This window comes from Thermomicrobium sp. 4228-Ro, assembly GCF_026241205.1.
Taxonomy (GTDB): Bacteria; Chloroflexota; Chloroflexia; order Thermomicrobiales; family Thermomicrobiaceae; genus Thermomicrobium.
The window spans coordinates 998,106-1,015,905 of record NZ_JAPFQM010000001.1; the positions used below are offsets into that span (position 1 = coordinate 998,106).

15 protein-coding genes and 1 tRNA gene are annotated in these 17,800 nt (G+C 73.1%); 7 read left to right on the forward strand and 9 right to left on the reverse strand.

Annotation, left to right across the window (positions count from 1 at the left end; all coding sequences use genetic code 11):
• Positions 1-761: 761 nt before the first annotated feature.
• The 3 genes from OO015_RS04900 to OO015_RS04910 all read right to left on the reverse strand — a co-directional run bounded on the left by OO015_RS04900 (position 762) and on the right by OO015_RS04910 (position 3,082).
• Entirely contained in the window at positions 762-980 is a 219-nt protein-coding gene (locus OO015_RS04900; RefSeq protein WP_265940114.1) for a hypothetical protein, read from the reverse strand.
• A 100-nt stretch (positions 981-1,080) separates the two neighbouring features.
• Complete coding sequence (locus OO015_RS04905) at positions 1,081-1,968, reverse strand: major capsid protein (RefSeq protein ID WP_265940115.1); 888 nt, start codon at positions 1,966-1,968, stop codon at positions 1,081-1,083.
• Between the two features lie 550 nt (positions 1,969-2,518).
• Positions 2,519-3,082 (reverse strand): hypothetical protein, encoded by a 564-nt coding sequence (locus OO015_RS04910; RefSeq protein ID WP_265940116.1) that lies wholly within the window; start codon positions 3,080-3,082, stop codon positions 2,519-2,521.
• A 244-nt stretch (positions 3,083-3,326) separates the two neighbouring features.
• Between OO015_RS04910 and OO015_RS04915 the strand changes: the two genes are divergently transcribed.
• On the forward strand, positions 3,327-3,698 hold the full coding sequence (locus OO015_RS04915) for an endonuclease domain-containing protein (protein WP_265940117.1): 372 nt from the start codon (positions 3,327-3,329) through the stop codon (positions 3,696-3,698).
• A gap of 48 nt (positions 3,699-3,746) precedes the next feature.
• Here OO015_RS04915 and OO015_RS04920 read toward each other — a convergent pair whose 3' ends face one another.
• The 3 genes from OO015_RS04920 to OO015_RS04930 all read right to left on the reverse strand — a co-directional run bounded on the left by OO015_RS04920 (position 3,747) and on the right by OO015_RS04930 (position 6,257).
• Positions 3,747-4,391, reverse strand: coding sequence for an RNA polymerase sigma factor (locus OO015_RS04920; protein ID WP_265940118.1), 645 nt, complete (start codon positions 4,389-4,391; stop codon positions 3,747-3,749).
• A 250-nt stretch (positions 4,392-4,641) separates the two neighbouring features.
• Complete coding sequence (locus OO015_RS04925; RefSeq protein WP_265940119.1) at positions 4,642-5,016, reverse strand: hypothetical protein; 375 nt, start codon at positions 5,014-5,016, stop codon at positions 4,642-4,644.
• Positions 5,013-6,257 (reverse strand): N-acetylmuramoyl-L-alanine amidase family protein, encoded by a 1,245-nt coding sequence (locus OO015_RS04930; RefSeq protein ID WP_265940120.1) that lies wholly within the window; start codon positions 6,255-6,257, stop codon positions 5,013-5,015. The genes OO015_RS04925 and OO015_RS04930 overlap by 4 nt, the downstream gene beginning before the upstream one ends.
• Before the next feature lie 787 nt (positions 6,258-7,044).
• Between OO015_RS04930 and OO015_RS04935 the strand changes: the two genes are divergently transcribed.
• Both OO015_RS04935 and OO015_RS04940 read left to right on the forward strand, forming a co-directional pair.
• Positions 7,045-7,707: a hypothetical protein gene (locus OO015_RS04935; RefSeq protein ID WP_265940121.1), complete on the forward strand. Its 663-nt coding sequence runs from the start codon at positions 7,045-7,047 to the stop codon at positions 7,705-7,707.
• A gap of 169 nt (positions 7,708-7,876) precedes the next feature.
• Positions 7,877-8,485 (forward strand): hypothetical protein, encoded by a 609-nt coding sequence (locus OO015_RS04940; protein ID WP_265940122.1) that lies wholly within the window; start codon positions 7,877-7,879, stop codon positions 8,483-8,485.
• Between the two features lie 978 nt (positions 8,486-9,463).
• Here the strand turns inward: OO015_RS04940 and OO015_RS04945 are convergent.
• Positions 9,464-11,254 carry a hypothetical protein gene (locus tag OO015_RS04945; protein WP_265940123.1) on the reverse strand — a complete coding sequence of 597 codons (1,791 nt, stop codon included), beginning with the start codon at positions 11,252-11,254 and terminating at the stop codon, positions 9,464-9,466.
• 3 nt (positions 11,255-11,257) lie between these two features.
• Entirely contained in the window at positions 11,258-11,671 is a 414-nt protein-coding gene (locus OO015_RS04950; RefSeq protein ID WP_265940124.1) for a hypothetical protein, read from the reverse strand.
• Between the two features lie 1,236 nt (positions 11,672-12,907).
• Here OO015_RS04950 and OO015_RS04955 point away from each other — a divergent pair.
• The 3 genes from OO015_RS04955 (at position 12,908) to moaD (ending at position 14,023) form a co-directional block, all read left to right on the forward strand.
• Positions 12,908-12,980 (forward strand) — tRNA-Arg (locus OO015_RS04955).
• Positions 12,981-13,079: 99 nt separating this feature from the next.
• Complete coding sequence (locus OO015_RS04960) at positions 13,080-13,301, forward strand: hypothetical protein (protein ID WP_265940125.1); 222 nt, start codon at positions 13,080-13,082, stop codon at positions 13,299-13,301.
• 8 nt (positions 13,302-13,309) lie between these two features.
• The gene (moaD, locus tag OO015_RS04965) at positions 13,310-14,023 is read left to right on the forward strand and encodes a molybdopterin converting factor subunit 1 (protein WP_416236589.1); all 714 of its coding nucleotides are present in this window, start codon (positions 13,310-13,312) and stop codon (positions 14,021-14,023) included.
• Here the strand turns inward: moaD and glp are convergent, their stop codons facing one another.
• Entirely contained in the window at positions 14,024-15,256 is a 1,233-nt protein-coding gene (glp, locus tag OO015_RS04970; protein WP_265940127.1) for a gephyrin-like molybdotransferase Glp, read from the reverse strand.
• Positions 15,257-15,544: 288 nt separating this feature from the next.
• On the opposite strand from glp, the gene OO015_RS04975 reads away from it, so the two are divergent.
• On the forward strand, positions 15,545-17,800 hold the full coding sequence (locus OO015_RS04975) for a RelA/SpoT family protein (RefSeq protein WP_265940128.1): 2,256 nt from the start codon (positions 15,545-15,547) through the stop codon (positions 17,798-17,800).

Below are 17,800 nucleotides of genomic sequence, written 5' to 3' on the forward strand. Positions count from 1 at the left end.
GTCCGGCTTCCCTTCCCTCGACGCGCCGCCGGGTCTCGGCCCGGCGCCCGCGCGCTCCGTCGGAGGCAGCCTTCCGGGCGCGCCGCTCCCGGAAGGCCGCCGGGCGCAGTCTACCAGCCGCTGGGCTGTCGCGTCCACTCCCGCCGGGAACGCCACCCGACGGGCAGCCCCACCGGGGACTGCACCCATAGGGAATAACGAACGAAGGGGGCCAGCGGTTGCGCGGGTGACGCGGGTTCGCCCTGAACCCCGTACCGTCTCCCGCGGCGTGCGGGAGAGGGGTGCCCCAGCGTCCCGTAGGGGTCAGGCGTGCCTGACCCGCCGAGCCCCCCTCACCCCCGGCCCCCTCTCCCGCGACGTGCGGGAGAGGGGGTGCCGCGCCAGCGGCGGGGTGAGGGTGTCCCCGCGGGCGACGCACGCGCCGCCCCGACCGGGTGTGGGCGGTTACCGGCGGCGGCCTGCCTGTCGACCACCGTCGTCCGATCGACCACCGCCGTCTTCGTAGGGGTCAGGCGTGCCTGACCCGTCCGGCCCGAGAGGGCCGGCAACCGTGGCCACCGTCCCGCGCCTGACGGCGCGGACGGGCGCGGCACGCCGCGCCCCTACAGGGAAAAACGCGGACAGGGGTGCCGCGCCAGCGAGGCGGGGGTGAGGGGTGTGCAGACGGACGACGCACGCGTCGCCCCGACCGGGTGAAACGGGCCGGGGGCACCGCGCCAGCGAGGCGGGGGTGAGGGGTGTCCCGCGGGCAGACCCGGCCCTCACCCCCACAACCGCACCAGCAGCTCCAGCAGGATCGCCCCGACGACGGTGGTGAACAGCTGGTCGACCCGCCGCCGCACGTCGGCCACGTCGCGCGCTAGCTGCTCGACCATCTGTCGCGTGAGGAGCTCGTAGGCGCTCCCCGGCTCGGCGCGCAGCCCACCGCGCCGGGCCACCACCTGCCGCAGCCGGGCGGCGCCGGGTCGCGAGACGTCCACGCTCCACCTCCTTCCGGTAGCCGGATGGCGGCCGTCGCCCCGCCCGCCCCCGGGCAGGGGCGAGCGGGGAGGACGCCGCCGCGTCGCGAGGAGGGTCGGACTAGTTGGCAGCGATCCCTTGCAGGCGGGCGACGGCGACGGTCGAGAAGAGCGCCAGCCCCACGTACCAGCGCACCCGCCAGCGCCGGGCGTTCTTGGTCTCCAGCGCCCCCACCTCCTCGACCACGATCCCGCCGTTCTCCAGCCCCATCAGCCCGCTCGGCCCCCACTTGACGGCGTAGATCGAGGAGAGGCCGGTGCCGGTGCCGAGCGTCTCGTTGTCGGGCACGAAGTCGTCGACCAGCACCGGGATGCCGTCGTAGGAGAGGACGCGCTGGCCGAACTGGTCGACGTCGCTCTCCAGCACCGCGCCGCTCGCCCGGCGCAGCTGGCTGAGCTTGCGGCGCGTCCGCTTCGACATGAGGAGCGCGTCCGGCTTGCCCGGCTTGACCAGGTCGACGAGCTGGTCGAGGAGTTCGAGCGTGAGGCTGCCGCCGTTCGGCCCCGGCTGGATGGTCTGGCTGGCCGGTACCAGCTTGCGCAGCCCGTCGAACTGGCGCGGGTCGGCCGTGGCGTCGCCGCTGTAGAAGGCGGTGAGGAAGGCGTGGGCCACCGCCTTGGCCTTGCTCTGGATGACCACCGCCTCCAGCTCGTTGGGGTCGCGGTAGGTCTGCAGGAGGAAGTGGTCGATGTCGGCGTCGCCGCCGAGGATCTTGAGGCCGGTCGTCACCTGCTGGAAGGTGGGAGTCGATTCCGTCCAGGTGTCGCCGACGTCGTAGAAGTCGGCGGCCGGCAGCGTCGCCTCGCGGTTGTAGGTGAGCCCGGTACCGACGACCTCCATGAAGGGGAGGCGCTGCAGCACCGGCGATTCCATGACGACCGTCTCGATGACGCCGCGCAGCAGCAGGTCGTCGGTCAGCTTGGCCGCTTCCACCTTGGTGAGTGCCATGGATGTCCCTCCTCTGCACGAGAAGACTGTCCGACGGTCCGCGACCGCCGAGCCGGTGTGCCGCCGTCTCCGTAGGGTTCAGGCGTGCCTGACCCGCGGAGCCCCCCTCACCCCCGGCCCCCTCTCCCGCCCGCCGCGGGAGAGGGGCACCCAACGTCCCGCAGGAGTCAGGCGTGCCTGACCCGGCCGGGCCGCGAGGCCCGGAAACCGGACCCCGGTTCCCACGCCAGCGGCGCGGACGGGCGACGCACGCGTCGCCCCGACAGGGCGGGACACGATAGGGCGACCGGGATCGGTCGTCGGTCACGGTGGCTCTTGCCGTGCCGCCGTTCCCTGTGTAGGGGTCAGGCGTGCGTGACCCGCTGAGCCCCCCTCACCCCCCGACCCCCTCTCCCGCGCGGTGCGGGAGAGGGGGTGGCGAGCGCCAGCGAGGCGGGGGTGAGGGGTGTCCGACCGGGCGTGGTGTGTCGCGCCCCGACCGCAAAAACGTGGACAGGTGTGTCGCCGGAACGACCCGGGGTGCGCGGTGTTCCGCGGGCACCCCGCGTCCCTACGGGTCGGTAACGTGGCGGGGCACGGTGCGCACCGTGCGCGGCAGGGCCCGGGCCGCCCGCTCGCGCTCGGCCCGGGCGGCGGCCAGCGCAGCGACGAGCGGCCCGGTCGGTCCCTGGCGGCGGGCCTGGTGGGTGAGCCCGGCGGCCAGGAGCGCCTCGCGCGCCGCCGCCAGGACGAACGCCTCCTCGGAGGCGTCGGCCAGCGGCAGGGGGTCGGTCGGCGCGCTCGGCAGCGTGCGCGCGAGGAAGCAGCGCACCTCGAGCGCGCCCTGCACCGGCTCGCCGAGCAGGAGCTCGCCCGCCCAGACGCCCCAGCCAGCGAGCGGCACCCCCTCGCGCAGGACGGCCAGGACGCGCCGCACCCCGGCCGGGAGCGGGAGGCGATCGGCCCCACCGGCCGCCAGCGCGACCCTCCCCGGCCAGGGGACGAGCGCGTCCAGCTGGGCCAGCGCCGCGGCCAGCGCGCCGTCGAGGTCGGCGTCCGACCAGGCGGCCGGCGCAGCGGTATCGGCGAGCGCGCGGCGCAGCGCCGTGCGCGCCGCCGCGAGCGTGAGCGCCATCGGTCGAGCCTCCTTTCCTCGTCCGCCGATCGCGCCCGCTCAGGCGAGTGACCGGCAGCCCCGCAGCTGAGCACGGGCAATCGGCGTGTACCATCAGGCGTGTCGCGTGACGCGGGGTCGGCCCATCGCTCCGGGGGTGCACCCCTCACCCCCAGCCCCCTCTCCCGCGGCGTGCGGGAGAGGGGGCGCCGAGCAGCGGCGAGGCGGGGGTGAGGGGGGATCGTTACAGGAGGGTAGGCAAGCCATGGACGAGCGACGCTCGGAACGGTCGCTGCAGCGGCGCCTGCTGCGGCGCTACCAGACCCGCGCGGAGGAGCGCCTGTGGGCAGCGATCCGCGGTCGCCAGCTGGACGGTTGGAAGTTCCGGCGACAGCACCATATCGGTCCGTACGTCGTCGACTTCGTCTGCCTGGCTGCCCGGCTCGTCGTCGAGGTCGACGGCCCGGTCCACGCCGAGCAGCGCGACTACGACGCAGCGCGCGACGCCGAGCTGACTGCGCTCGGGTACCGTGTCCTCCGGCTGGAGAACGTGCTCGTCCTCGAGGACCTGCCGCGCGCGCTCGCTGCGATCCGGCAGGCGCTGGCCGATCCGCCCCGCTCGCCGAACCGCCCATGACCGACACGACCCCCGCGGTGCGGTGTACCGGCACGCCCCGCCGCGCCCCTACAGCGCCAGCGTGGCGCGCAGGCGACCGAGCCAGCGGCGCACCGTGCGCGGCGTCACCCCCAGGCGGGCCGCCGCCTCGCCCGGCCGGTACCCGGCGGCCAGCAGCTCGACCAGCGCCCGGTCGGTCGGGTCGAGCCCGGCGACGAGCTCGCAGCGCCCCAGCTCCTCGGCCGCGACGGACGCGGGACGCGCTGACCGGCTGCCGGACGGGTGGGCACGCTGGGAGGAGCGTGCCCCCTCGAAGCGCCGCAGCGCCGCCGCGAGGCGCGGCGCGAAGTGGGCGAAGACGTACCCGGCGAAGCTGCCGCGCTCCGGCCAGCCCGCGACCAGCTCGCAGAAGACGAGGAACCCCTCGTGCCGCACGTCGTCCAGCTCGGCCAGCCGCACCCAGTGGCGCGCGGCCAGCCGGCCCGCCACCCGCTCGCAGAACGGCTCGAACCGCCGGTAGAGGGCGTTGCGGGCAGCCGGGTCGTGGCGGGCCAGGCGCGCCAGCCCGTCCAGGTACCCTTCGGTCACCGCGTCGAATGCGAGCGGGAGCGACCCCGCCCGCCGCGCCCGCTGCCGACCGTCCTGCCACCCGCTCCGGCCCCGCTGCTCGTCCGCCACCGCCGACCCCTTCCCGGTACAACGAACGTTCCGCACAGATGTTCGCATTGTAGAGGTGGAGCGCGGCCGTGTCAAGGGGCGCCGCGCGCGCAGGACACCCCACACCTGGACGCGGCACCCCCGGCCTGCCTCACCCGGTCGGGGCGACGCGTGCGTCGCCCGTTTTCCCCGTCGGGACGCGGCGTCCGCGCCCGCACACCATCCCCTCACCCCCGCCTCGCTCCGCTCGGCACCCCTCTCCCGCGCCGTGCGGGAGAGGGGGACGGGGTGAGGGGGCACCGTCCTCTCACCCCGCCTCGTCGGCGTCGCCGAGGCCCAGCTCGCTCGCCAGCTGGGCCAGCAGCCCCGCCAGGTCGTCCCCCTTCGTCCCGGCCAGCAGGCGCTGCGCCCGCAGCGCCCGTACCTCCACCTCGACCAGCCGCGCCACGTGGCGCACCAGCTCGCGCGGGTCGGGCTCGGCCAGCAGCACCTCGCCCAGCACCTGGCGCAGCGCCTCGATCTCCCGCCCGAGGTCCCCCGCCGCCCCATCGGCCCGCAGCAGCGCCAGAATCCGCTCGGCCAGCGCCGCCCGCTCCGGCGGCACCTCCCGCTCGGCCGGTGGGTCGCGCCGCTGCCGCCCGCGCCCGCTGGCCCGCGACCGGCCTCTCGTGCGCCCGCTCACCGCTCCCCCTCCTCCCGCGCCAGCGCGAGCGCGCCCAGCCGCCGCAGCAGCACCTGCCGGCCCGGCGGCAGTTCCTCGTGGCGCTCGAAGCAGGCGCGCTCGAACCACTGCACCCAGTGCGCGTGCCCGTCCTCGCAGGCCTCGCGCCGCTCGCCGGTCAACGGGTAGCCGAAGAGTTCCAGCCCGCCGCGCCCTTCCCAATAGGTGAGGAAGTCGCCGCGTACCCACTGCCCGGTCTCCGGGAAGAAGCGCCCCGCCCCGTCGAGGAGCTGCCCCACCCGCGCGCGGAAGGCATCGAACCCCTGGGCCAGCAGGCGGCGCGGGCAGGTCTTGCCGCTCCAGTGCTGGTGGGGCACCACCCGCTCCGGCCCGAGCCCGAAGGCCCGGCAGAGCGCCGCCACCAGGCGCGCCCCGTGCTCCTGGGTGCGCGACCAGTCGCCGTCGCGGTTCACGCAGAGCTCGATCCCGATCGAGGCCCGGTTGCCGGTTCCGTTGACGCCGTCCCCGGCGTGCCAGCCGTTCTCGGTGGTCGGGAGGAGCTGCACCGCCTCGCGGTCGTCGACGACGAAGTGGAAGCTCACTCCCTCCGGCCCGCCCCCGGCGTGGACGAAACGCCGGTGCGCCTCGGCGTCGGCTCCCGGGTTCTCGTTGGCCGTCTCGTGCGCGGTGACCCAGCCCGGTCGCAGCGGGTAGCCGGGCCGGTTGGGCGCGCCCGGCGGCAGGAGCGCGAGGCGCAGCGATAGCCCCGGCACCGGGTCGCTAGCGTGCTGGGCGATGAAGGCGCGCACGGCTGCCGCGTACGCGGCCGGGTCGTTCCCGTCGCTGGCCGGGGCCCAGAGCGGGACGATCCGCTCGACGGTCGCCGCCCCCTGGCGGCGGTAGACGAAGTCCGGGTCGACCAGGCGGCGCGCGAGGTCCCGGAACCCCTGCGTCCAGGTGGGGTAGCGCCAGAACTGGCCCCGCCCCGGCACGGCGACCGGTTGCCCCACGCCGGTGCGGCTGGTACGGGTGGCGCCCGGGTTGCGCAGGTCGTGCGCCGCGACCACCCCGGCGGTGCCGCAGCGGGACTCGTGCCAGAAGACGGCCAGGGCGAAGAGGGGGTCGACTCCCTCGGCCGCCACCGCCGCCCAGCAGGCGCGCGCTTCCGGCGCCGCCGGTGAACCGGCCGCGGCCAGGACGGCCGCGAAGCGGTCGGGGTCGACCCGCGGCAGGACGCCGGTGACCAGGAGTTCCTCGGGCATGGTCGTCCTCCTCTCGGAACGGTCTCGTCGGCCTGGGGCGTGCGGTGCCCGCGGGCACCCCTTGCCCTCCGCTGCGCTCGCGCGCGGCACCCCGGGCGCATGACCCTGTCGGGGCGGCGCCTGCGGCGCCCGCGGGGACACCCCTCACCCCCGCCGCTCGCGCGGCACCCCTCTCCGCGGCGTGCGGGAGAGGAGGCCAGGGGGCATTGTCGCGTGCCGCGCCGCAGGCGCGGGAACCGGGGTTCGGTTTCCCGGGCCTGACGGCCCGGCCGGGTCACGCACGCGTGACCCCTACACGGACGACGCCGGTCGATCAGGGGCCGGTGGGCGACCGGCAGGCGACCGTTGTTGTTGTGTACCGGTACGACACCCCTCACCCCCGCCTTGCTCGCGCTCGGCACCCCTCTCCCGCACCGTGCGGGAGAGGGGTCGAGGGTGAGGGGGCTCATGGGGTCACGCACGCGTGCCCCCTACGGGACGTTCGGGCACCCCTCTCCCGCACCGCGCGGGAGAGGGGTCGGGAGGCTCCGACCGCGCCGCGCCCGCAGGACACCCCCTCCCCTGAAACCGTCCGCGGGGGTCGTTCGTTCTCACTCATGAGAGCCGGACGGCCGCACGGCTCCGCCTGCCGGTACGTCGGCCCCGATCGGAGAGGGAAGGAGGTGCGACCGTACGCAGGGTTGACAGGGTGCGCCTGAACCGCTATACAGGGTGCAGACGGACGCGGCAGCGCGACCACGGAGGACGGTCGGTGCGTCGTGTTGCCAGGACACCGAGGAGGTGAGGGATGAGTTCCCTTCGACCGTTACGACTGTTGCGGAGCCTGACGCCCCGGGCGCTCTGGCGCCGGACGGGCCGCCCGGTCCCGCTGCGCTGGGCTGGCCTCCTGGCGGCGCTGGCGCTCGTCGTCGGCCTGACGCTCCCCGTGCTCGCCCAGCAGTGGGTCGGCGCCGGCCACCGCATGCCCGAGGCGCCGCCCGACTGGGCGGTCGCCCCAGCGACGCCCAAGCCGGGCTGCATCTACTTCCCGGAGACGCAGCACAACCTCTGCGGCGGCTTCCGCCAGTACTGGGAGACCTACGGTGGGCTCCTCATGTTCGGCTACCCCTTGACCGAGGAGTACTTCGCCCCCGAACTGGGCCACGAGGGGCATAACGGCGTGGTCACCCAGTGGTTCGAGCGGGCCCGCTTCGAGTGGCACCCGGGCGAGATCCCGCAGCGGTTCGACGTGCTGCAGGGCCACCTGGGCCGCGAGATCCTGGCCATGCTGACCGCCCCGACGCCGACGCCGACGGCGACACCGCTCCCGACCGCCACGCCGACACCCACGCCGACCCCGACCGCCACGCCCACGCCGACCTCCACGCCGACACCCACGGCGACGCCTACGCCGACGCCGACGAACTCGCTCACCCTCAGTGCCACACACGACATTCCTCTACAACGGTGATCCTGACGGTGCCGGGAGCTTAAACAACAACCAGTTTATGGTTACAGCGACGGTCATTCTCGGCGGGAGTCCAGCAGCGAGTCGTTGGGTGCGCTTCGTACTTACTCCGTCGAGCGGAGATTCGGTCTCACTAGCGGGCCCAGTCACCCAGCAAACCACGGGATCGGGCGTGGCAGCGATCGGACCTATCTCCTTCACCGACGGTTCAACCGACGGGGGTTCGGTGTTCATTTTCGCTTGCGTCGATCAGAACCTGGATAGCACATGCGACGGCCCCTCCAGCACACTGACCCTGTACTTCCTGCAGGCGCCTGCTAGCCCGCTCTCGGTTAGCGTGGTCAGTGCATGCGATGAGTCAGGGCAGATCGCTGACAACTGTGTGCCGGGAGTTGGCAGTCCTCCCTCCGGCCAGCCAGCTGGCAAGGATGCGACACTGACACTCATGCTCAACGGTCCGGCCAGCAGCGCGCCCAGTCTACCCGTGGTGGCGGTTATTACCGATAGCTCCCCACCGAGCGGCACAACGGCGAGCGCTTCTTTCGCGACCTGCCCAGCATCCGGTGACGGTACGGACGTGCAAGCGAAGTCGACCTCTTTCGATTCATCCAACCACGTAGCATCGTGGGATCTCTATGTGTGCGGGATCAACAACGACGGCACTAACGATGACACCTTCACAATCAGTGTGTACTGGGACGTGGACAGCAACAACGCCTATACACCCGGCGTCGATGTGCAAATCGGTACCCTCGTGACAGTGACTATCAACGACAACTAGCCTACGCAGCCAATCACCAACCAGTTGGCCCGGTACCCTTTGTTGGTACCGGGCCATTCCGCCTTCTGTGTGTTTTCTATACACTGCTGTGGCTTCGTAACCCCGTGGATCCGTGACGCCTATTGCCAACTCACGCACTTCTACTGCTGTTTCGGTCGATATACCTATCCCGCCACGGAACTCTCTGTAGAATCTGTCTCCATCCCCTCACCTGAGATCCGTTTGCGGTGGCCGCCGGTGCAGCGAGACTGGCCCTCGAAACAGCTCTTGATCGGTCTCGAAAAGCCGCTTCGCTCGATACTCAAAGACCGAGAAGCGGAGCGTGACTCAGACCCCAAAGGACCCTCTACAACTGTTTTGTTCTTTCCTCGTTCGCCGCTCCACTGTAGACTCTGCTAGCCTCGCTTCAGCAGGGGGCAACTGCTAAGTTCGATCCGTGCGGAACCGATGGACTTCGACCGTAAAGGTACAGCCCGCACTGGGCAACGCGCCAGCACAGGCATACTCACCGACCCTGCCGTACCACAATGGCAAAGTCATGGCAACTTCCACGCTTCCCGACACCGCGAGGACACCCCTCGCCCGTGCTCCGCTCGCCACCCCCTCTCCCGCGGCGTGCGGGAGAGGGGCTCCTCGCGTGTCGCGCCGCGAGGTGCAAGAACCGGGGGTCGGTTTCCCGGGCCTCGCGGCCCAGCCGGGTCACCCACGCCCGACCCGACGGGTCACGCACGCGTGACCCCTGCGGGGATGGCGGTGGTCTTGCCCGTCGGTGGACGTGCCGTCGGCGACCGCCCTGGATCGACCACACGCGCATGACCCTGTCGGGGCGACGCGTGCGTCGCGCGTGACGGCACACCCCTCACCCCCGGCTCGCTCCGCTCGCCACCCCCTCTCCCGCGACGTGCGGGAGAGAGGTCGAAGGTGAGGGGGCTGTCCGCCGCGGGAGAGGGGGCCAGGGGGTGAGGGCAACCACCCCCCTCACCCCACCTCGACCAGCTCCAGCTCGAGCCGCCGCGCCTCGCCCGGCGCGGTGCCCCCCAGCCGCTCCTCCAGCGCCACCAGTTGCACCAGCTGCGTCGTCCCCGGCGCGGCGTCGACGTCGCGGAAGGCGAGCGGCGTCCCGCTCCGCCAGGCGTCCCAGAGGAGACCGGCCAGTGCGGCCGGCTCGCGCGCGTCCACCGCGCCGTCGTCGCGCGGGAGCAGCGGCCCCAGCTGCACCGCGAAGCGCCAGCGCCGGCGCGGCAGCCACACCGCCTCGCTCGCGCCGCTGCCCCCCGCGCTCGCCCCCGCAGCGGCAAGTCCCCACAGGCCCACCACCGCCGGCGACCAGTCGCCCGTGCCGCTCACCCGGACCTGCACCTGCAGCGCCGCAGCCTCCAGCGGCAGCGGGAACCGCTCCTCGAGGACGACGAACCCGCTCGCGGCCCCGCCCACGCTGCGCGCGGCACCCCAGCTCCAGGTGGCTCCGGCGTCGCTGCTCCAGCCGAGTTCGGCCGTCACCGGCGCGCCGCCGCCCTCCAGCCAGGCCAGCGCCGCGCCCGCCCCCAGCCAGGGGACGCGCGCCTGCGGCACGGCGGTGCAGAGCCCGCTCGTCACCTGGAAGCTCGCCCGCAGGCCGGGAAAGCCCGGGCGCGGCTGCGCCTGCAGCGCCAGGAGCCCGCTCGCCCCCGCCCGGGCCAGGAAGAGGTCGAGGTCGGGATGCCGCCCGCCCACCGCGACCGGCCAACCGGCACCGGCGTCCGTCCACTCCTCGACCAGGTACCAGGGCTCGGCCCGCTCCCAGTCGAGCGCCAGCCCCTGCAGCGTGGCCAGCCGCCCCGGCGTCGCCCAGAGCTGCCAGCGCCCGCTCGCCGCCTCCTGCACCACCACCCAGAGGAAGCCGCCCGCACTGGCTGCCCCGCGCGTCGCCAGCCCGCCCGGGCCGACCGGTGTCCAGCCGCGCACCGTGCCGGTCGTGTCGCAGCGGTGCACCTGCCCGGCCAGCCAGGTGTAGAGCGCCGTGCCGTGCCCGGTGAGGAAGGCGCCGTCGTCGTCGGCCAGGAGCGGCGGGTGGGTGAAGAGGAGCTCGGCCGTCGTCCCCTTGACCCGCCACAGGGCGGTGCGGGTGAGCGCCCAGACGGAACCGGCGTGGCTGGCCAGGCGCCGCACCGGCGCGTCGAGCTGGAGTGTCGTCGCGCTGGTCGCCGCGGTGTAGCGCAGCAAGCGGTCGTCTTGGCCGGTCGCGGTCGGGACGAGATACCCGGCCTGGCCGTCGGTGGCGATGAGTCTGGCGGTGTTCTGATAAAAGCCGGTCGTGTAGGTGCCGGCGGCCAGGTCGACGCTCGAGACCTGGGCGGCTGCGCCGTGGGCGAGCAGGAGCCGCGTCCCCAGCTGGCAGGCATCGAGCACGCTGGCGGCCAGCGTGCGCACCTCGCTGAGCCCGGCGGAGGGGCTTCCGGCCGTCCCGGCCAGGCGCCACTGGCGGTTGCCGGCGACCAGGTGCACTTCGGGTGCCAGGATGCCGCTCCAGGCTGGGCTGGCGAGCGGCCAGTTGGCCGGTGCGGCGACCGGGCGCAGTGCCGGCCCGGCGCGCAGCCCCTGGCCGTCCCAGACGGGGAGCGCACCGAGCGACCGCCAGTAGCGGTCGGCAGCCCGCTGGAGCGCCTGCCCGCCGCCGGCGAAGCTGCGCACCGCGACGCGCACCGGCCCGGCCGGGCGGCGCCCGTCGCTCTCGCGGCGGTAGCTGCCGGGGAGGACGACCAGGGGGATGCCGGCCAGTTCGACTTCCACGGCTCAGCTCCGCTCGCGCCCGAGCGCCCGGGCGATCTTCTCGAAGGGGGAGAGCCGCCCGGCCTCCGGTTCGGCGAGGTGCCGCGGCGCACCGGCGCTGACCGGCGGGAGGGCGCGCTGCGCCTCGGCCAAAAGGCGCGCCCGCAGGGCCACCGCCCGCTCGGCGCTCGCCACGAGCGCCTCCAGCGTGTCGCCGCTCACCAGCTCCGGCAGCGCCTCGGGATAGGCGCGCAGCACCAGCGCCCGCAGCGCGTCGAGCGGCACTGGCGTCGCGGGTAGCGGTGGGGCCGGTTCGCTCGCCGGCCCGGCTGGAGCCGGGACGTCCGGGGCCGCTGCCTGCTCGGGGTGCTCGGCCGCCTCCGGTGCGCTCGGGGCAGCCGTGTCGAGCGCCGGCTCGGGGATCTTCGGGTCGGTCATCCGTCGCCTCCTCTCGTCTGCCTCCACCGGGAGGACACAGCGCGACCGGCCCGAAAGCGGACACCGCCCGCCCGGCGCCGTCCCCCTGTAGGGGTCGGGCGTGCCCGACCCTTCCGAGCCCCCGACCCCCTCTCCCGCGCCGTGCGGGAGAGGGGGTGGCGAGCGCCAGCGAGCCGGGGGTGAGGGGTGCCCTGTGGCCGACACGCATCGTCAACGGTCGCCTGCCCATCGCCGAGCCCCACCCCGAGATCACCATCACCCCCGTAGGGGTCAGGCGTGCCTGACCCGTCCGGCCCGACAGGACCGGCAACCGTGGCCACCGTCCCGCGCCTGACGGCGCGGATGGGCGACGCACGCGACAATGCCCCCTCACCCCCGACCCCTCTCCCGCGGCGTGCGGGAGAGGGGTGGCGAGCGCCAGCGAGCCGGGGGTGAGGGTGTCGCACCGGTACACAACAACAACGGTCGCCACCGCATCGTCCACCGGCCCCCAGAGATCACCGTCACCCCCGTAGGCGTCGGGCGTGCCCGACCCGGCCGGGCCGCGAGGCCCGGAAAACCGGACCCGGTTCCCGCGCCTGACGGCGCGGACGGGCGACGCACGCGACAATGCCCCCCTCACCCCCGACCCCCTCTCCCGCGGCGTGCGGGAGAGGGGGTGGCGAGCGCCAGCGAGCCGGGGGTGAGGGGTGTCGCACCGGTACACAACAACAACGGTCGCCACCGCATCGTCCACCGGCCCCCAGAGATCACCGTCACCCCCGTAGGGGTCAGGCGTGCCTGACCCGGCCGGGCCGCGAGGCCCGGAAAACCGGACCCCGGTTCCCGCGCCTGACGGCGCGGACGGGCGACGCACGCGACAATGCCCCCTCACCCTCGACCCCTCTCCCGCGGCGTGCGGGAGAGGGGGTGCCGAGCGCGAGCGAGGCGGGGGTGAGGGGTGTCCCCGCGGGCGACGCACGCCGCGCCCCGACGTGGGGATGTGCGGTGCCCGATCGCTGCCGGTGGCCCGCGCATCGTCCACCGGCACCCCGACGGCCACCGCCGGCTCCGTAGGGGTCGGGCGTGCCCGACCCGACGGGTCACGCGTGCGTGACCCGTCCGGCCCGGTAGGACCGGGAACCGTACCGCAGGGTGGACACCCGCACCCGCCACGCAGCCACCCCTGCCGCAACGCGCGCGTTTGCCGGGCAACCGCGCCGTGCGGTACCATCGTGGTGCGCGCCGGTGCGCGATGCCCCCGTAGTTCAGTGGACAGAACGGCGGCCTTCTAAGCCGCATGTCGCAGGTTCGAATCCTGCCGGGGGTGCCGGTCCGTGCGCCGGTGGTGTGGTGTCTCCTGGCGCTGCCGCATCCGGAGCCGTCCGCTCGCGGTGCGGCGAGGACGATACCGGCAGCGAGGGTCGCGATGGGCAGGCGTGCCGACCGTCTGTGGCTCCTCTTTTTCGTCCCCGGCGCGAGTCTCATCGCCGGTCACCTCGTCCTGACGCGCCTCTTCGGCGTAGTGCTCACCGACGGGGCGAGCGCGGTGATCGGATTGTTCGGGGTCGGGTTCCTCCTGCTCAGCCTGCTCACCCAGCTGTCGCTGCCGCGGCGGCGGACTCGCCGTGACCAGGGAGAGAAGAGGTGAAGGCACCCATGCGCGTCACCGTCCGCTATTTCGCGGTCGTCCGCGAGCTCCTCGGCCGGGACAGCGAGGAGCAGGAACTCTCCGAGGGGACGACGGTCGGGCAACTCTGCGAGCAGTTGATCGCCGAGCAGCCGGTCCTCGACCGGCTGCGCCGCTCGCTGCTGGTCATGGTCAACCGGCGCTACGCGCGCCCCGACCAGCTGCTCCGCGACGGCGACGAGGTCGCCCTCATCCCGCCGGTCTCCGGGGGGAGCCAGCGCTTCCGCGTCGGGCCGGAGCCGCTCGACGTGCGCGCGGTCGAGCGCCTGGTCGCGCACCCCGGCGCGGGCGCGATCGTCACCTTCGTCGGGACCGTGCGCGAGCAGGCCCGGGGTAAGCGCGTGCGCTCCCTCGAGTACGAGGCCTACGCCGAGGCTGCCGAGGAAGCGTTCGCGGAGATCGCCAGCGAGATCGCCCAGCGCTGGCCGGTACTCGGCGTCGCCATCCACCACCGGACCGGCCGGCTGGAGGTCGGCGAGGCGAGCGTCGTCATCGCGGTCGCTAGCGCCCACCGGGCCGAAGCGTTCGAGGCTTGCCGCTACGCGATCGAGCGCCTCAAGCAGGTCGCCCCGATCTGGAAGAAGGAAGTCTACGAGGACGGCGAGGTCTGGATCGGGAGCGAGGCGCTCTATCAGGAACTGTTCGCCCGGCCGGCCGCTGACCCGCCTGCGTCGGAGGAGTGATCACGACCGGGCCGCGAGCCCGCGTACCGGGCCGCGCAGGACCGCCGACAGGCGCTCGCCCACGCGGTACGGTTCGGCCCGCGGTGGGACGACGAGGTAGGCGTTGGCGCCGACCGCCGAGAGGAGCCGCGCCGAGGCCTGGGGGCCGGTGTTGCGCGCCCGCAGCACGCCGTCGGCGTCGCAGCGCACGGCCGCCCGCTGGTACTCGATCCGGTCGCCCGGCTCGATGTCGTGCTCGAGGACGACCGTGACGAGCTCCGGCTCGACCGGCTGCTGGCCCGTCATCGCCCGCAAGGCCGTCGCCACGAAGAGCTCGAAGCCGACCAGCGCCGAGACCGGGTTCCCCGGCAGGCCGAACAGGAGCGTCGAGCCGGCCGTCACGAAGTGGAACGGCTTGCCAGGCTTCATGAAGAGCCGCTCGATGTGCACCGTCCCGAGCCGCCGCAGCGCCGCGCTGATGAGGTCCCGCTCGCCCACCGACACACCGCCCGAGGAGACGACGACGTCGCTCTCGGCGATCCGCTCGCGCAGGAGCGCGGTGAGCTGCTCGACGTCGTCCGGCCCGCGACCGGACCAGACCACCTCGGCACCGGCCTGGCGCGCAGCGGCGACCAGCATGAAGCGGTTCGAGTCGCGGATCTGCCCCGGACCGAGCGGGGCGTCCGGCTCGACCAGCTCGTCACCCGTGCTCAGGACGGAAACACGCGGGCGGCGCGCGACCGGCACCGAGGCGATCCCGAGACTCGCCAGCAGGCCGATCTCAGCCGGGCCGAGCAGCGTGCCAGCAGGAATCACCAGCTCGCCGCGGCGGATATCGACGCCCACCGGCCGCACGTTCTCGCCCGGCCGGACGTCCTCGCGGCGGATCACCACGTGGTCGTCGACCAGCTCGACGTCTTCGACCGGGACGACCGCGTCGGCACCGGGCGGCAGCGGCGCGCCGGTCGTGATGCGCACTGCCGTACCGGGGGTGACCGTCACGTCGATGACGTGACCCGCGAACTGCTCACCGATGATCTCCCGCCACGGCGAGGTATCGTCGTGGACCACCGCGAAGCCGTCCATCGTCGCTGCCGGGAACGGTGGGTGGTCCTCGGGCGCCACGACCGGCTCGGCGAGGACGCGACCGGCCGCCTCCAGGAGCCCGACCCGTTCGGTCGGGAGACGCTGGACCTGCCCGAGGATGATGTCCAACGCTTCGCGAGGTGTGAGCATCCGCTTCGTCTGCTGCATCGTCCACGCTCCGCCTGCATCGCTATCCGAACGAAAGCGCCTCAATCGTACCACCGGGCCGCCGCGAGCGACGCCGCCCCCGGCACGCTCCGCCGGTGCGAACGCTTTTGCCGGACCGGCATGCTCGTGTACCGGAACGACGCGGGCGGCAGGCGTACCGCTGCCGCAACAGCTGATCCGTGCGGTGCAGGATTTTCCGGATTGCGCGAGGGTACCGTCCGCTCGTATCATATTAGAGAGAAAGCACACCCTCCGACAGGACCTCGCTGGTCGAGCGAACGAGGCAAGATGGTCACTCCCGTACCCCGCGAGAGCGGTTACCAGGACGAGCCCATCCGGCAGGCGGGCGTTCCGGCGGTCGTCGGTGACGCGCCGGCCTGGGAGGAGGTGGCGCCCGAACTCGAGAAGCGGCTGCCCGGCGCCGACCTCGACCTGATCCGCCGCGCCTACGAGTTCGCGCGCGCCGCCCACGCTGGTGCCCGCCGGCGCTCCGGTGAACCGTACCTGTGCCACCCGCTCGCCGTCGCGCTCATCCTGGCCGATATGCAGCTCGACCAGGAGACGGTCGCCGCCGCACTCCTGCACGACGTGCTGGAGGACACCGACGTCACGCTCGAGCAATTGCAGGAGACCTTCGGCCCGCGGGTCGCCCGGCTGGTCGATGGCGTGACCAAGCTGAGCAAGATCCGCTGGAGCCCGGAGGACGAGCCGCTGAGCCTCGAGCGGGAGAAGGTCCGCCAGGCCGAAAGCCTGCGCAAGATGCTCCTGGCGATGGCCGAAGACGTCGGTGTGGTGCTGATCAAGCTGGCCGACCGGCTCCACAATATGCGGACGCTCGAGCACCTGCCGCCGGAAAAGCAGCGGCGCATCGCCCGCGAGACGATGGAGATCTACGCGCCGCTCGCCAACCGCCTCGGCATCGGGCACCTCAAGGCGGAGCTGGAGGACCTGGCGTTCAAGTACCTGGAGCCGCAGACCTACGAGGCGATCGCCAAGGCGCTCGAGTCGCGCGGGCACGACCGCGAGCGCTACCTCCAGCAGGTGATCGCGCAGGTCAAGCAGGCGCTGGCCGAAGCGGGTATCCGGGCCGTCGTGACCGGGCGCGAGAAGCACATCGCCTCCATCGCCCGCAAGATGCGCCAGAAGCAGCGCAGCTTCGACGAGATCTACGACGTGCTCGGCATCCGGGTGATCGTCGACGAGCAGCGGGACTGCTACGCAGCGCTCGGCGTGATCCACGGCATGTGGCACCCGATCCCCGGGGAGTTCGACGACTACATCGCGACACCGAAGGAAAACCTCTACCGCTCGCTGCACACGGCGGTGATCGGTCCCGGTGGTATCCCGCTGGAAGTGCAGATCCGGACGCACGAGATGCACCGGGAGGCCGAGTACGGCATCGCTGCCCACTGGCGCTACAAGGAACAGCTGCGCGCCGACAGCGGAGACCGCTCGATCGAGGCGAAGATCGCCTGGTTCCGCCAGATCCTCGAGTGGCGCGACGAGTTGCTCGACGCCCAGGAGTTCGTCGATTCGGTCAAGCAGGACCTCCTACCGGAGATGATCTACGTCTTCACGCCGAAAGGCGACGTGATCGAGCTCCCGGCCGGCGCCACACCGATCGACTTCGCCTATCGCATCCATACCGAGGTCGGCCACCAGTGCATCGGCGCCAAGGTGAACGGGCAGATCGTCCCGCTCAACTACAAGCTGCAGAACGGGCAGGTGGTGCAGATCATCACCTCCAAGTCGCGCACCGGCCCGAGCCGGGACTGGCTCATCCCGAGCAACGGCTACGTGACGACCGCCTCCGCCCGCGAGAAGATCCGGCAGTGGTTCCGCAAGCAGGAACGCGAGGAGAACATCGCCCACGGCCGGCACTTGCTCGAGCAGGAACTCCGCCGGTTGGGGATCGACATGAAGCCGGAGGAGGTCCTCAAGCTGTTCCCGCGCTACCAGAAGCTCGAGGACTTCCTGGCCGCGATCGGGTACGGGGCGATCACGCCCCAGCAGCTCGCTGCCCGCATCGCCGAGCACGAGGACCAGAAGGCGCGCGCCGCTGCGACCGCCACGCCGGCGGCACCCCCGCCGCTGCAGGTCACCGGGCTGCGCGACCTGCTCACCCGGCTGGCCAACTGCTGCAAGCCGGTCTACGGTGACCCGATCGTCGGCTTCATCACGCGCGGGCGCGGCATCACCGTGCACCGGGCCGACTGCCCGAACGTCCTGCACACGAGCGAGCCGGAGCGGATCATCCCGGTCAGCTGGGGCGAGACACCCCAGCACTATCCGGTCACGGTCCGCATCGAAGCCTGGGACCGCGTCGGCCTCCTGCGCGACGTGACGACGCTCGTCGCCGACGAGGGACTGAACGCGCTGTCGGTCCTCACCAACGTCCACGACGACCGGACCGTGACGATCCTCATGACGCTGGAGGTCGCCAGCGTCCAGCAGCTCAGCCGCGTCCTGCAGAAGCTCGAGCAGGTCAAGGACGTCTACGACGTCCGGCGCGTCACCGACGGCGAGGCGGCCCCCACCCGCTGA

Bases quoted from the DNA above. Each gene is read 5' to 3' on its own strand.
- OO015_RS04905 (WP_265940115.1), bottom strand. From the start codon at position 1,968: ATGGCACTCACCAAGGTGGAAGCGGCCAAGCTGACCGACGACCTGCTG.
- OO015_RS04910 (WP_265940116.1), bottom strand. From the start codon at position 3,082: ATGGCGCTCACGCTCGCGGCGGCGCGCACGGCGCTGCGCCGCGCGCTC.
- OO015_RS04915 (WP_265940117.1), top strand. From the start codon at position 3,327: ATGGACGAGCGACGCTCGGAACGGTCGCTGCAGCGGCGCCTGCTGCGG.
- OO015_RS04930 (WP_265940120.1), bottom strand. From the start codon at position 6,257: ATGCCCGAGGAACTCCTGGTCACCGGCGTCCTGCCGCGGGTCGACCCC.
- OO015_RS04935 (WP_265940121.1), top strand. From the start codon at position 7,045: ATGAGTTCCCTTCGACCGTTACGACTGTTGCGGAGCCTGACGCCCCGG.
- OO015_RS04950 (WP_265940124.1), bottom strand. From the start codon at position 11,671: ATGACCGACCCGAAGATCCCCGAGCCGGCGCTCGACACGGCTGCCCCG.
- OO015_RS04960 (WP_265940125.1), top strand. From the start codon at position 13,080: ATGGGCAGGCGTGCCGACCGTCTGTGGCTCCTCTTTTTCGTCCCCGGC.
- moaD (WP_416236589.1), top strand. From the start codon at position 13,310: ATGCGCGTCACCGTCCGCTATTTCGCGGTCGTCCGCGAGCTCCTCGGC.
- glp (WP_265940127.1), bottom strand. From the start codon at position 15,256: ATGCAGCAGACGAAGCGGATGCTCACACCTCGCGAAGCGTTGGACATC.
- OO015_RS04975 (WP_265940128.1), top strand. From the start codon at position 15,545: ATGGTCACTCCCGTACCCCGCGAGAGCGGTTACCAGGACGAGCCCATC.